Raw genomic sequence first — 13,457 nt, forward strand, 5'->3', positions numbered from 1 at the left:
GATTCAGACTCCGAACGGCAGGATCTCGAGCAGCATGTGCTCGACCATGTCTTCGCCGTACTCGCCCTCGCGGACCCGCTGGCCCGCCACAAGGCGCAGTTCGCGACCGCAGTCGGCGGCGATCTCGTGCAGCGCGGCCAGGTCACCGCGGTCGCTGAAGTGCAGCAGTACGGAACCGCCCGGCGTGGTCCAGTGCACGGCCTGCTCCAGGTACCGGCGGTGCGTCTGGTAGCCGGTGTCCACGTACGCCCGCTCGTGGACCGACTTGTACTCGTAGCTCTCCGGGCCCATCACGTAGTTGGAGCTCCAGAAGATGATGTCGAAGCGCTCGTCCTCGGCCAGCCCCGAGAACAGGTCGCTGTGCACGGCCCTGACACGGTCGGTCACCCGGTGCCGGTCCGCGTTGACGTGCGCGTTCTCCACGGCGGAGGGGCTGATGTCGGCCGCCACCACCCGGTCGTAACCCGCCAGTGCGCTCATCACGGCGACGACCCCGGTGCCGCAGCCGATCTCCAGGAACGCACCCGACCGCGGGGTCTCCTGCGGGTGGCCGAGTCCGAGGAGCTCCAGGGCGATCCCGGTGGAGGGGGAGTAGACGGGGGCGAACACCTCGTCGAACAGGTCCCAGTTCCGGCCGGCCAGCGTGAACTCCCGGGGACGGTCCTCCCTGGTCAAGGACAGGTGGCTGCGCAGCAGGGACCGCTCAAAGCTCTTGAGGCGGGCCTCATCGTGGATCTCGGACACCTGAGACATGGGACTTCTCCAACATCGACAGTCGTGGTCACGCTGGTGACGTCACCAGAGCGCTCGGTGATCACAGTGCCGTCGGGGCGGCACCTGCCAGAAGGTGTCCAGGTGACAGCATCGATCATGGGGAGTGGTGGCCCGATCACCCTCCGCGTCTCTGACCTCGACCAACGCCCTCCAGATTCTTGACCAGATCTTGCCTCAAGAGCTACGTTCATGCAGGCCAGAGAGCGATTGGACCCCCAAAGGTCCGGTTGTGAACGGCTTGTGAACCGGGGGGCGGTATAGACGTGGTCGACCATGCCTACGAGATGCTGGAACTGCTGAACAGAGAGGCGCCGGCATCCGCGTTCGAGGACGCCGTGCGAAAGGCGCGCGAATCCGGCATGTCCGGTGCCGCGCTCGCCCAGTTGACCAGGGCGAGGGACCAAAGCCTCGGAGTCCGGGCACTTTTCGTCCGCCGCCAGCAGCGCGAAGCCGGCCTGGCCGCTCTCGTGGACACCGCGCGCGACCTGACGCTTCCGTACGACGTGGACGGCCTGCTCAAGGTCATCACGCGGCGGGCCCGCCTGCTGCTCGGGCTGGACATGGCATGGGTCGCCCTCGACGACCCCGAGAGCGGATGCTCCCTCGTCCGCTCGGCGGACGGCCACGCCTCGGCGCTGACCATCGGGTTCGCCGTCCCGATGGACGGCGGTGTCGGCAAGCGGGCCGTCGACGGAGCCTCGCCGTTCTGGTCGGCCGACTACATGAACGACCAGAGCTTCCGGCACAGCAAGGTCATCGACGAGGTGGTGCAGGCCGAGGGCCTGCACGCCGTCATGGCCATCCCGCTCAGGCACCAGGGCACCACCTGGGGCGCCCTGTACGTGGCGGACCGCAACATCCGGCACTTCACGCCCGACGAGACCTCCCTCATGAGCTCCCTCGCCGACCTCGCGACGGTCGCGATCGAGAAGGCCCGCCTGCTGGAGCAGACCCGGTACGAAGTCGTCGAGCTGGAACAGGGCACCTCCCGCGCCCTGGACTCCTCCACCACCGCCCGCCAGCTCCGGGAGGCGCACGGCCGCCTGCTCGACCTCGTGCTGCGCGGCGGCGGCCTCGGCATCCTGGCCTCCGAGGCGGCCAAGGACCTCGGCGGCACCCTCCTCGTGCAGGACGCGGCCGGCCGGACCCTCGCCTGCCCGGGCGGCGGTCTCCCGGAACTGGACGAGGCCAAGATCCGTACCGCCCTGCTGGACGCGCACACCGACCGGCAGCCCCAGAAGGCGGACGACGGGGTGTGGGTCGCCTCGGTCGCCGCGGGCGACGAGATGCTGGGCACGCTCGTCCTGGCCACCGACGCGCCGATGACCGAACACCGTCTGCAACTGCTGGCCCTCACCGCCCAGGTGACCGCCGTCGTGCTGCTGATGAACCAGCGCATGGCCGCCGCCGAAGGACACGTGCGCGACGAGTTCTTCCACGACCTGCTGCGCGGCCCGTCGCTGTCGCCGACGCTCATCGCGGAGCAGAGCCGCCGCCTCGGGCTCAACCTGGACGAACCCCACGTCGTCGTCATCGCGCGTCCCGAGGGCGGGATCCAGGGCCGCGTGGCCGCCTGGGCCACCTCGTACGCCAACCGCCACCACGGCCTCAAGAGCGTGGACGGCGACCTCGTCGTGCTGCTGCTCCCCGGCACCGCGGCGGGCGAGATCGCCAGGACGGCGTCCAAGGAGCTTTCCGAGGTGCTCGGCAAGCCGGTGACCGCCGGTTCGGCCGGGCCGACCGACAGCCCGGCGGGGATCGTCCACCTGTACCAGGAGGCCCGGCGCTGCCTGGACGCGGTGGCCGCACTGACCGGCCCCGGCAGCAGCGCCTCCCCCGAAGAGCTCGGTTTCCTCGGCGTCCTGCTCTCCGAGAAGCCGGACATCGCCGGGTTCATCAACGACACCATCGGTCCGGTGCTCGACTACGACGACCAGCAGTACACCGAGCTGATCCGCACCATGGAGGCGTACTTCGCCTCGGCCAACAGCCCCTCCCGCGCGGCGGAGTCGCTGCACGTCCACCCCAACACCGTCTCCCGCAGGCTGGAGCGGATCACCGAGATCCTCGGTGAGGACTGGCAGAAGCCGACCCAGGCGCTCCAGGTGCAGCTCGCCCTCCAGCTCCAGCGCACCCGGCGGGCCCTCAACCAGGAGCGGCGGCGGCAGAACCGGCACGTCGTCGGCTGATCCCGGCACGGGCGGCGCTAATGGTCCCCGGCCCGCTGGGTGAGGACCCGGACCGCGTGCGCGGCGGAGGACAGGGTGGTGTGCCGGTGCCAGCCCTCGAAAGAGCGCCCGCCGAAGTCGGTCAGCCCCACCTTCCGGGAGACGTCGGCGAAGTCGGCATCGACCTGCCCCGCCTGCTTCGCCAGCCGCAGCAGCGCGCTCGGCGGCGCCTGCGTCATGTCGGTGACCCAGCACTGGTCGGGCCAGCCGCGCGGATCGCTCCACTCGCCGAACAGCAGCTGCGGCCTGGGAGCCTGCGGCAGCTCCACGCGCACGGCGACCACCAGGCTGACGCGGGGACGCCCGGTCGACGGGTCCCGCCACGTCACGGGCCGGCGCAGGGTGCGCGCCATCAGCAGCAGCTGGTGCGCGGCGAGTTCGCGGTTGGCCGCGCCCGGCAGGACCGCGTCCACGCACCGCACCCGCATGGAGCCGCGGGCCGTGGCCACGAAGTGCGTTCCGCCCGGCTCGAAGCGCCGCGCGACCGCCGCGGGATCGAGGTCGGGAACGTCGAGCACCACGGGCCGGCGGGGCTGCCCCACCCACCCCCGCAGCTCCTCCACCGCTCCGGCGATCAACTCCAGCGGGGTGGAGCCCAGTTCCGACACCTCGGCGTTCGACGACTGCGGTCCGAGGCTGTCGCGCCACTTCTGGGAAAGGGTCAGGCGCCAGTTCACCGGGCTGCTCTGCCGCTCGCCGACGGCCCAGACTCCGTAGGCCGCGAGGCTGTTGACCACCTGGCCCAGCTCGGGGACGAACCGCCGGTCGACGCCCACCGACTCCGTGCCGGCCTTGGATATCACCATCGGCTGCACCACCCAGGCCTGCGGCCGCAGCGACCGCTCCAGGTAGCAGGCCAGCGCGGCCCGCACCCGGCCCCAGTCCCACGTGGAGGAGACGATGAAGTGGTGCAGGCTCTGCTCGGCCGCCCGGTCTCCGACGTACGCGGCGATGTTGCGGATCGACTTGCGCCCCTCGGCCTGCAGCAGGCCGCGCAGGTACAGCTCCCCCTTGCGGCGCTGGTCGATCCGCGGCAGCGAGGCGAACAGCTCGGCACACACTTCGCCCACGACCAGGTCCGGTACGAACCGGCTGCTCAGGGAGTCCAGGCGTTCAAGACTCGTGACGGTCATTACGGATCCATCCCTTCCCCCGTGTTCTCTCAAGCTCCTCAACCCTGCGGCTGGGAGCGGTCCGAGAACCAGGTGGACCCGTCACACACATTCGGCCCCGCGTGCAGGGCGGACCATCAGACCGGCGTGTCCCGCGGCATCCGGCCGATCGCCCGGGGGAGGCCGTGGCACGGGCTCCGGCCGCTATGGAGCGGGTCCGGAGCGCCGGGGCCCGCCGGGACCGCCCGGCGGCGCTCCCCTGTGGTGACCGGGCCACCACCCGCAGCGCCCCGGAGGCCGCGGCGAGGTGGCCGGGCCACCACGCACCGCGCCGGCCTGCGGCTCCCGCACCGCTCGGCCCGCACCGCTGGGCCGCACCCTTGGGCCCGCACCGGCCGACCTTCCCTAGTCGGCCCGGGTCCGTGCGAAACCCACTAGAGGGGTGCGGGCACCCCCACTACCGTTCCGCACATGACTCCCGTACTGAACGAGACCGTACGCAAGCTCCTCGACGCCCCCCACCCGGCGGTGCTCGCCACCCTCAACCCCGATGGCAGTCCGCAGAGTTCGGTGGTGTGGGTGACCCGGGACGGGGACGAGATCCTGATCTCCACCGAGCGTGGCCGCCGCAAGGAGCGCAACATCGTGCGGGACGCCCGGATCGGCCTCACCGTCTTCGACCTGGCCAACCCCTTCCTCTACGCCGAGATCCGCGGCACCGCCACCGTCACCGAGGACACCGGCCGGGCCGTCGCCGTCCGCATCGCCGAGGAGTACGAGGGCCCGGGCGCGGGCGCGGACTATGCGAACGCCCCGGCCGAGCAGGTCCGGGTCGTCGTACGCCTCACCCCGGCCAAGGTGCTCGGCAACGCGGCCCGCTGACCCCCTGGCCCAAACCCCTGCCCGAGCCGCTACGGAAGCCCCGGGCGCACCGCCGTCCAGGCGTCCACGGCCACCGCCAGCGGGTCGGTCGGCGCGAGGTACGGCCGGGCCGGTTCCGTGCAGCGGATCAGGTTCTTGATGCGGCGCAGCCGCAGGATGTCGGGGCGCGGCAGGTCCCGCCAGACCCGGGCCTGCGCCGCCGCCTGCGCCGGGGTCAGCTCGAAGCGGGCCAGCACGTCCCGGCACAGGGCGGCGGGGTCCCGGTCGGGATCCCCGTCCTCGCCCGGTCCGAAGCACCGGAGCAAGTAGCTGCGTACGTACGGCCGTTCCTCCGAGCGGTCCGACCGCTCGATGGCGGCCAGCGCGACCCGGCCCCAGCGCAGCCGCACCCGGTCGGGCAGTTCCTCCCCCTGCATCCGGCTCGTCGCCAGGGACCGCAGCTGCTCCGGATGCGGCTCCTCCAGCAGCGGGGGCCCGGTGGCCAGCCACTCCTCCAGGTCGGCCAGCGCGTGCCCGTCCGGCGGTATGTACGTCAGCACCTGCCCGCGCGCGAGCAGTGCGACGACGGGCCCCGTGAGGTGCACCTTCGCCACGTGCCCCGCGTCGAAGGACCCGACCGTGCGCCCGTACCGCTCGATCCCCCGCAGCCTGGTCCGCAGCTCGCCGGCCGCGTACGCCTGCCCGGCCCGCGCCACTCCCCCGATGCACCGCACCACGCACACCCCGCCCGTGACGTCGGCCGCCTCGACGGCACACACCTGCAACTCCGCGATGGACACCCCGTCCCACCCCTCTCCCGGCGGGGAGGGTACCCCCGGGAAACGCCGAACGCGGCCACTTCCGGCTTCGGCGGTCTGCCGAATGCCGGAAGTGACCGCGGCCGTGCGTACGGCGGTCGCCCGCGGGCGGCTACCAGCCGGTGCCGATCTGGGTGCGGTTGCCGAGACCGCCCGCGCCGTTGCCGGGGTAGAAGTACAGCGCGCCGGCCACGTCGTCGGGGGCCTGGACGGCGTCCAGGTCGCCCTTGCCGTCGCCGTTGAAGTCGGCGCCCACCAGCTGGCGCATGCTGTTCCAGTTCGTACCGAGCTGGGCGCGGGAGCCGAGGGTGCTCATCCCGTTCAGGGTGCCCGTGGAGGGGTACTTCCACAGCACGCCGGCCGAGTCGACGGTCACGAGGTCGGACTTGCCGTCCGCGTCGAGGTCACCGGGGACCGTCAGCTTGCTCATCGCCGACCAGCCCGAACCGATCTGGGTGCGCGCGCCCAGCGTGCTGGTGCCGTTCAGCGAACCGGTGCCCGGGTAGACCCACAGCGCACCGGCCCCGTCGAGGGCGACCAGGTCCGTCTTGCCGTTCTTGTTCGCGTCCAGCGCGGTCAGCTCCCGCATCGAGCCCCATCCGGAGCCGATCTGGGTGCGGGCGCCCAGCGTGCCCATGCCGGCCGCGCTCCCCGAGCCCGGGTACAGGTACAGGACTCCCGAGGCGTCCACCGTCAGCAGGTCCGGCTTCCCGTCCCCCGTGTAGTCCGCGGCCGTGAGCTCGTTCATCGCGCCCCAGCCCGCGCCGATCTGGATCCGGTCACCGAGGCCGCCGGCGCCGTTGCCGGGGTACAGCCAGAGCATGCCCGTGGCGCTCTCCACACCGGTGAGGTCCTGCTTCCCGTCACCGGTGAAGTCCGCCGCGACCAGGCGGGTCATCCCCGCCGGGGGCTTGGGCCAGGGAATGCTGACGACGGTGCGGTCGCCGGGGGCTTCGTTGACCAGCCAGAGCTGATCGGTCCCCGGCCAGTAGGAGAAGTTCTCCGGATTCACCTGGGTCCGCGTGACGAGCCGTACGGGGTCGCCCGGGGCCGTCTCGTAGAGGCAGCCGGCGTACTGGCGGATGTTGTTCTGGTCCGGCTGGTTCGCCGCGGGGACGAACTCCGGGCAGGCGCCCGCGAGGACGATCCGGCCGTTGTTCATGGCGACGCCCTGGGTGCCGCCCATCGGCGACGCGAAGGCCGCCGCGGCCTGCACGCGGCCCGCCGTGTCGGCCTTGAGCACTCCGGTGGCGGGGTCGATGGGCCAGCGGACGACGGGGGCGGACGCCTTCCCGAAGTTGGCCTCGACCGCGGCGGGATCGCCCTCGGCGGTGACCAGGGCGGGCTGGGCGCCGGAGAGGTCCAGCGAGGCGGCGGTGATGCAGGGGCGCTGGGGGACGCCGGCGTAGCTTCCGCAGCCGGTGCCCTGACCGGTGTACGCGTAGCTGCCCTGGCGCGGCAGTACGTAGGCGTGCCCCCCGCCCCGGGACTTGCCGTCGGCGTCGAGGCCGAAGGCCGTGCCGCTGGTGACGTCCATCTTCCAGATGTCGTTGAGGTCGAAGACGTCGAAGCCGCTGCCGATGGAAGCGACGTAGAGCTTGCTGCCGGCCCAGACGACCCCGTTGGCGTGGCCCCCGAGGATGGGGCCGTAGTTGTCGCCGGCGCTGTTGAGGGCGGCGAGCTGGACGTGCCGGTAGGTGACGTGGGCGGGGTCCGTGACGTCGGCCAGGGTGATGCGTTCGCTGCCGGAAGCTCCGTACCAGCCGGTGATGAGCACCTTGCGGCCCCCCACGAGGGCCGCCGACTGCGCGGATTCGCCGGAGCCGGCGAGGCCCTGCGGGATCCAGGAGCCGGTGGCGTCGTCGGTGGTGTTCCAGCAGAAGCCCTGGGCGCCGGCGATGTTGGTCGGGTGGCACAGGCCGCGGCCGGTGCTGAGGCCCGAGGTGTCGGCGAGCACGTCGGCCGCCTTGGCCCGCTTGAGCGCCGGGTGCGCCGCCTCGAAGGCCGCGATCCGGTCCGCCTCGCGGCCGTTGTCCGACTGGAGCCCCATGCCGGTGGTGCTGAGGGGGACGACCTTGTTGGGGGTGGCGATCGCCCCGTCGGGGACGGTGGCGGCGTTCGCGGAGGTGACGTTCAGGCAGGCGAGCGCCAGGGCGGCCGCGACCACGGCGCCGAGTGCGGAGGTGCGGGTTCGGGGTCGGAGGGCCATGGTGGCGCTCGTCCTTTCGGGAGGTGCGGACGGTCTGACGGGTGGGGCGAAGGGATCCGGGCCGCCACCGCACGCGGGGTGCGGTGGCGGCCCGGAGACCCGAGGGGCCGTGCTGCGGGGGTGGGGCGGTTTACCAGCCGGAGCCGATCTGGACGCGGGCGCCGAGGGTGTTCAGGCCGTTGAGCGCACCGGTGCCGGGGTAGCTGTAGAACTTGCCGGTGGAGCCGTCGTTGGCCTCGACGGCGTCCACGTCGCCGATGCCGTCGTTGTTGAAGTCACCGGTGACCAGGTTGGTCATGGCGTTCCAGCCGGAGCCGATCTGGACGCGGCCGCCGAGGGTGCTCATGCCGTTGATCGCACCGGTGCCCGGGTAGGCGTAGAGGTTGCCGGTCGCGACCTCTCGGGCCACGATGTCGTCCTTGCCGTCCTTGTTGAGGTCGCCGGGGCTGACGATCTCGTCCATGGCGTTCCAGCCGGAGCCGATCTGGACGCGGTCGTTGAAGCCACCGTTGCCGTTGCTCGGGTAGGCGAACAGCTTGCCGTCGGAGGCCACCGCGAGCAGGTCGGTCTTGCCGTCCTTGTTCACGTCGGCGCCCGCCAGGTCGTGCATGGAGTCCCAGCCGGAGCCGGCCTGGACCCGGTTGCCGAAGGTGCCGTCGCCGTTGCCGGGGTAGATCCACAGCTTGCCGTCGGCGTCGACCGCCGCGATGTCCCGGTGGGAGTCGGAGGTGAACTTGCCGGAGGACAGCTCGCTCATCGAGCCCCAGCCGGTGCCGATCTGGACCCGGGCACCGAGCTGCCCGCCGCTGGTGCCGGGGTAGTAGAAGAGCTTGCCGCTGGCGGACTCGACGGCGATGACGTCGGCGACGGCGCTGCCGCCGAAGTTGCCGCCGGTCAGGTCGGTCATGCCGGCGTCGGGGGCCGTCGGAGTGCCTTCGGCGATCTTGTTGTAGCGGTAGCCCTTGAAGTTGGCGCTGTTGATGTAGCTACGGGTGTAGGTGTTCTTCCGGGCGGTGAGGCCCGGCTTGGGCTGCTCGATGATGTTGGCCACGGTGTGGCTCGAGTCGGTCCAGCCGGTGAAGAGCACGACGTGGGCGTCGATGTTGTTGAGTGCGTCACCGGGCTGGAGGTCGTCCAGGTCGGCGAGCTTGGTGGAGACCTGCGGGAGCGTCCAGGTGGTGAGGCTGGTGCCGAGGTGCCAGGCCAGGGAGACCAGGCCCGAGCAGTCGGTGCGGTAGGTCTTGCCGAGCGAGTCCGGCGCCCAGGCGGTCTGGCTGTACGGGACCTGCTGGTCCACCCAGTACTGGGCCCGGGACAGGACCTCGGAGCGCGTGATGCTGCCGTTGACGGTGGAGGCGGTGGCGGCCACCGGTGCGGCGGACAGCGAGCTGGGGGCCGGGGCGCCGGGGGAGACGTTGACCGCGGTGACGGCCGCTGCGGCGACGAGCGTGGCGATGGCGGAGGTCTTCAGGGCGCGGCGGATCATGGACATGAGGTCTCCTCGGGGTGGCGGTGCGGGGCACCGCGGCAAAAGTTCGGGTGTGGGTGGTGCGGGTGATGCGGATGATGCGGGTGATGCGAAGTTCTGTGGGCGGTGCGGCGGGCCGTGGGGCCGTGGCGCCGTGGCGCCGCTACCAGCCGGACCCGATGTCGACGCGGTTGCCGAAGCCGCCGCTGCCGTTGCCGGGGTAGAAGAAGAAGTCGCCGGTCTCACCGCTCGGGGCCTCGACCGCATCGAGGTCGCCCTTGCCGTCGGCGTTGAAGTCCGCACCGACCAGCTGGCGCATGCTGTCCCAGTTGGAGCCGACCTGGGTCCGGGCACCGAGCGTGTTCATGCCCGCCAGGGAGCCGGTGGTGGGGTACTTCCAGAGGGCGCCGGCCGAGTCGACGGCGAGGAGGTCGGCCTTGCCGTCCGAGTTCAGGTCGCCGGGCACGGCCAGTTCGGTCATGCCGCCCCAGCCGGAGCCGATCTGGGTACGGGCGCCCAGGGTGCTCATGCCGGCCAGGGAGCCGGTGCCCTGGTAGGACCACAGGGCACCGTTGCCGTCGATGGCCAGCAGGTCGGGCTTGGAGTCCTTGTTGACGTCGACGGCCGTGAGGTCGCGCATCGAGCCCCAGCCGCTGCCGATCTGGGTGCGGGCACCGAGGGTGCTCGTCCCGCTGGCGGCGCCGGTGCCGGGATACACGTAGAAGGCTCCGGTGGAGTTCTCCACGGCGAGCAGGTCCGCCTTGCCGTCACCGGTGAAGTCGGCGGCCGACAGCTTGCTCATGGCGCCCCAGCCCGAGCCGATCTGGATGCGGGTGCCGAGGCCGCCCGCGCCGTTGCCCGGGTACAGCCACAGCTTTCCGGTGGCGGATTCGACACCGACCAGGTCCGGCTTGCCGTTGCCGGTGAAGTCGGCGGCGGTGAGGTGGACCATGCCCACGGGGCCGGGCGGGGTGGTCGGGTAGGGATCGGCGTGGTCGGTCGCCAGACCGGCGTTGCAGTTGGGCCAGGCGCCCGGGCCCTGACCGGCGAGGATCTTCTCGCCTATCAGGATCTGCTGCTGCTTGGTGGCCTGGTGCGGATAGGAGGCGTACTGCTTGCCGCCGTAGCCGTTCCACGTGGACAGCTGGATCTGCAGGCCGCCGTAGAAGCCGTTGCCGGTGTTGATGGACCAGTTGCCGCCGGCCTCGCACTGCGCGACCTTGTCCCAGGTGGCCACCGAGGCGGCTTGCGCGGGGCCGCCGGCGAGCAGCGGCGAGAGGACCAGGGACAGGGACGCGGTGGCTACGGCGGCCTTCAGGGTGCGGTTGCGCACGGAGAACTCTCCTGTGGGTATGAAGTGCGGGAGGGGCCCGTCCCGGATGGGGGAGGGCGGACCGGCCCGGCGGGCGCGCTGTCCCGGGTGGACGGGATGCGCAGTCGACCGCCGGGCGGTCGGGGTCAGTTGTCGAAGTTCCAGCCGCCGCCGTTGTCGATGCGGGTGCCCAGCTGGCCGCCGCCGGTGCCCGGGTAGACGTAGAGCTTTCCGTCGTTGTGGCGGGCCACGATGTCGTCCTTGCCGTCGCCCGTGTAGTCGCCGGCTCCGGTGACGCTGGACATCACGCCCCAGCCGGTGCCCGCCTCGATGCGGGATCCGAGGCTCCCGTTGCCCAGGCCCGGGTAGACGAAGAGCTTGCCGGTGGCTTCCTCGACGGCGATCACGTCGTTCTTGCCGTCGCCGGTCAGGTCCCCCGCTCCGGCGGCCACGCTCATCGAGTCCCAGTTGGTGCCGGTCTGGATGCGGGTGCCGAAGTGCCCGTTGGACTGGCCCGGGTAGAGGAACATCTTGCCGGTCTCGACCTCGATCGCCAGCAGGTCGCCCTTGCCGTCGCCGTTCAGGTCCTCCGTACCGGCGATCCGCATGTCGTTCCAGCCGGCCCCGTTGTCGACACGGGCACCCAGGTGGCCGTTGGTCTGCCCCGGGTAGACGAAGAGCTTGCCGGTGGACTTCTCCACGGCCAGGACGTCCGCCCGGGAGTCCCCGGTCATGTCGCCCACGCCGGAGATCTGGTTGATGGAGCCCCAGCCGCCGTTGTCGATCCGGGTGCCGAACCTTCCGTTGCCCTGGCCCGGATACAGCCACAGGTTCTGCGAGCCGGTGCTCGCACGGGCCAGCAGGTCGGGCTTGCCGTCACCGGTCAGGTCACCCACCGTGGTGATGGGGGCGGGTGAAGCCGGTTCGGGCGAACCGCAGTTGGCGCTGGTTATGTTCTTCGTGGTGTACCCGTAGGCCGATCCGTTGAAGACCGCGGGCTGCCCGACACCGTTCAGGGTCTGTTCGAAGTGCAGGTGCGCACCGCTGGAGTTGCCGGTGTTGCCGACCCTGCCGATCATCGCGCCGGCGGCGACCGTGGTGCCGGCGCTCACCGACGTGCTCTGCAGGTGGGCGTAGTGGGTGGTCCAGCCCCCGCCGTGGTCGATCTTGACGTGGTTGCCCGCCCAGCCTCCGGAGGCACCGGCGATGCTCACGGTGCCGGCGGCGCTGGCCACGACCGGGCGGCCCGTGTCCTCGGGGTAGTAGTTCAGGTCCACCGAGTAGGAGGGCGAGTGCCCCGAGTAGGTGGTGGCCGTCCAGTTCTCGCCGCAGGCGGCGGGCAGCTGGAAGTCCGGCTTTCCGGCAGCCTGTGCGGTCGGCAGGCAGATCATCGTGGCGACGACGGCGGCAGCCGCCGCGGTGACGGTGAGGGCGCGCTTGGACATGGCGGGGCTCCTTGGGGTGCTGCGAAGTAGGTGGTCAGGTGTGCCGGGGCCGTCCGCCGCTACGTGTGCGGCGGGGCGTGCGCCGGGCCGGCTCGGCTCCGGACAGCTGTCCTGCAGGAACAGCGGTCTCACGGGGCTGATCGGTGGGCCCGTCTGGGCGCGGCGGCGATGGGGCGCGGCGGTGGTGCTGTGCTCGTGCCCGGTCGGCGGTGCGGTGCTGTGGTGTGCTCGTGCCGGCTGGTGGCTCGGTGTTCACACCGGCCGGCGGCTGTGTGCTCACGTCGGCTGGTGGTGCTGTGCTGTTACTGGCTGGTGGTGCTGTGCTCTTACTGGCTGGTGGTGCTGTGCTCTTACCGGCTGGTGGTGCTGTGCTCTTACCGGCTGGTGGGCGGTCCGGTCAGGACCAGCCCATCGTGTCCTTGCCGGCGGCGGGAGCGGTCCCGAAGGAAGCTGCCTGGGCGGCCGACACCGTGGTCTGCGGGGCGTGTGCGGCGGAGGCCTGGATGGCGTCGAGGAGGAGGAAGGAGGAGGCGAGGGCGGTGACCGCGGCGGCCTGGGCGAGACGGGTGCGAATCATGGTTCTGGTCCTTTTCTGACGTGAGGTCGAGTGTCCTGAACCGTCCTGCGTCCCGCGGTGACGCTTTCCGGTTTCTGGCCTGCCGGGCGGTGTTCCCTGCTGACAAGAACTACTCTCGCCGCTGGTCAGACGGGGTGGAAGAGGATCCGCCTGGACGCAAATGGCCTTGGCCCTTTCCGTCCAGCGACCCCGGCCGAAGGCCGGAACGGGACAGCAGGGACTCGTAGAACGGCGCGACCATGGGTGCCTGCGCGAGCAGCAGCGACCACCCGGCGAACTCCTCGCGTTCCAGGACCCGACGGCAGAGCCCGGCCGCGTTCGACTCGGCCTGCGCGAGGCTCCCGGCCCGGAGGTAGAGGCCGACGACCGGGTACGGAAGTGCTCCGGGATGTGCCACCACGTGCTCGATGCCTTCGTCCTCACAGGCGTACGCGCGCACGAGGGACGTGGCCTGCGGGGGAAGGGAGACACCGGGGGGACCTTGGAATCGAGCGTGCACGAGATACATGCACGCGACGATTCCAAAGGGCGAACTCCCGGTCCACAGACCGGAGGTGGACAGTTGGGGCCTTGGACGCAAGCGTCCACGGACCGGACAGAACGGAAAGGCCTTACCCCGTCGGCGAGGGCCGTGGCATGATCACATGCACCCC

At 71.4% G+C, this 13,457-nt stretch carries 11 protein-coding genes; 2 read left to right on the forward strand and 9 right to left on the reverse strand.

Annotated features, from left to right (window positions below; genetic code table 11):
• Positions 1-3 precede the first annotated feature (3 nt).
• Positions 4-753: a methyltransferase domain-containing protein gene (locus tag AC3IX6_RS17755; protein ID WP_489371097.1), complete on the reverse strand. Its 750-nt coding sequence runs from the start codon at positions 751-753 to the stop codon at positions 4-6.
• Positions 754-1,037: 284 nt separating this feature from the next.
• On the opposite strand from AC3IX6_RS17755, the gene AC3IX6_RS17760 reads away from it, so the two are divergent.
• Positions 1,038-2,963, forward strand: coding sequence for a helix-turn-helix domain-containing protein (locus AC3IX6_RS17760; protein WP_489371098.1), 1,926 nt, complete (start codon positions 1,038-1,040; stop codon positions 2,961-2,963).
• Positions 2,964-2,980: 17 nt separating this feature from the next.
• Here AC3IX6_RS17760 and AC3IX6_RS17765 read toward each other — a convergent pair whose 3' ends face one another.
• Entirely contained in the window at positions 2,981-4,135 is a 1,155-nt protein-coding gene (locus AC3IX6_RS17765; protein WP_489371099.1) for an IS701 family transposase, read from the reverse strand.
• 450 nt (positions 4,136-4,585) lie between these two features.
• Here AC3IX6_RS17765 and AC3IX6_RS17770 point away from each other — a divergent pair, with 450 nt between their 5' ends.
• Positions 4,586-4,996 (forward strand): PPOX class F420-dependent oxidoreductase, encoded by a 411-nt coding sequence (locus tag AC3IX6_RS17770; protein ID WP_489371100.1) that lies wholly within the window; start codon positions 4,586-4,588, stop codon positions 4,994-4,996.
• Positions 4,997-5,025: 29 nt separating this feature from the next.
• On the opposite strand, the gene AC3IX6_RS17775 is transcribed toward AC3IX6_RS17770, so the two are convergent.
• The 7 genes from AC3IX6_RS17775 to AC3IX6_RS17805 all read right to left on the reverse strand — a co-directional run bounded on the left by AC3IX6_RS17775 (position 5,026) and on the right by AC3IX6_RS17805 (position 13,312).
• The gene (locus AC3IX6_RS17775) at positions 5,026-5,775 is read right to left on the reverse strand and encodes a hypothetical protein (protein WP_489371101.1); all 750 of its coding nucleotides are present in this window, start codon (positions 5,773-5,775) and stop codon (positions 5,026-5,028) included.
• 130 nt (positions 5,776-5,905) lie between these two features.
• The gene (locus AC3IX6_RS17780; protein ID WP_489371102.1) at positions 5,906-8,002 is read right to left on the reverse strand and encodes an FG-GAP repeat domain-containing protein; all 2,097 of its coding nucleotides are present in this window, start codon (positions 8,000-8,002) and stop codon (positions 5,906-5,908) included.
• A 130-nt stretch (positions 8,003-8,132) separates the two neighbouring features.
• Complete coding sequence (locus AC3IX6_RS17785; protein ID WP_489371103.1) at positions 8,133-9,494, reverse strand: FG-GAP repeat domain-containing protein; 1,362 nt, start codon at positions 9,492-9,494, stop codon at positions 8,133-8,135.
• A 139-nt stretch (positions 9,495-9,633) separates the two neighbouring features.
• The gene (locus AC3IX6_RS17790) at positions 9,634-10,803 is read right to left on the reverse strand and encodes a transglycosylase family protein (RefSeq protein WP_489371104.1); all 1,170 of its coding nucleotides are present in this window, start codon (positions 10,801-10,803) and stop codon (positions 9,634-9,636) included.
• A 125-nt stretch (positions 10,804-10,928) separates the two neighbouring features.
• The gene (locus AC3IX6_RS17795) at positions 10,929-12,227 is read right to left on the reverse strand and encodes an FG-GAP-like repeat-containing protein (RefSeq protein WP_489371105.1); all 1,299 of its coding nucleotides are present in this window, start codon (positions 12,225-12,227) and stop codon (positions 10,929-10,931) included.
• 397 nt (positions 12,228-12,624) lie between these two features.
• Positions 12,625-12,804 (reverse strand): hypothetical protein, encoded by a 180-nt coding sequence (locus AC3IX6_RS17800; protein ID WP_489371106.1) that lies wholly within the window; start codon positions 12,802-12,804, stop codon positions 12,625-12,627.
• Between the two features lie 109 nt (positions 12,805-12,913).
• Positions 12,914-13,312 (reverse strand): hypothetical protein, encoded by a 399-nt coding sequence (locus AC3IX6_RS17805; protein WP_489371107.1) that lies wholly within the window; start codon positions 13,310-13,312, stop codon positions 12,914-12,916.
• Positions 13,313-13,457: the final 145 nt, after the last annotated feature.

It is taken from the genome of Streptomyces sp. GL_141, assembly GCF_057834385.1.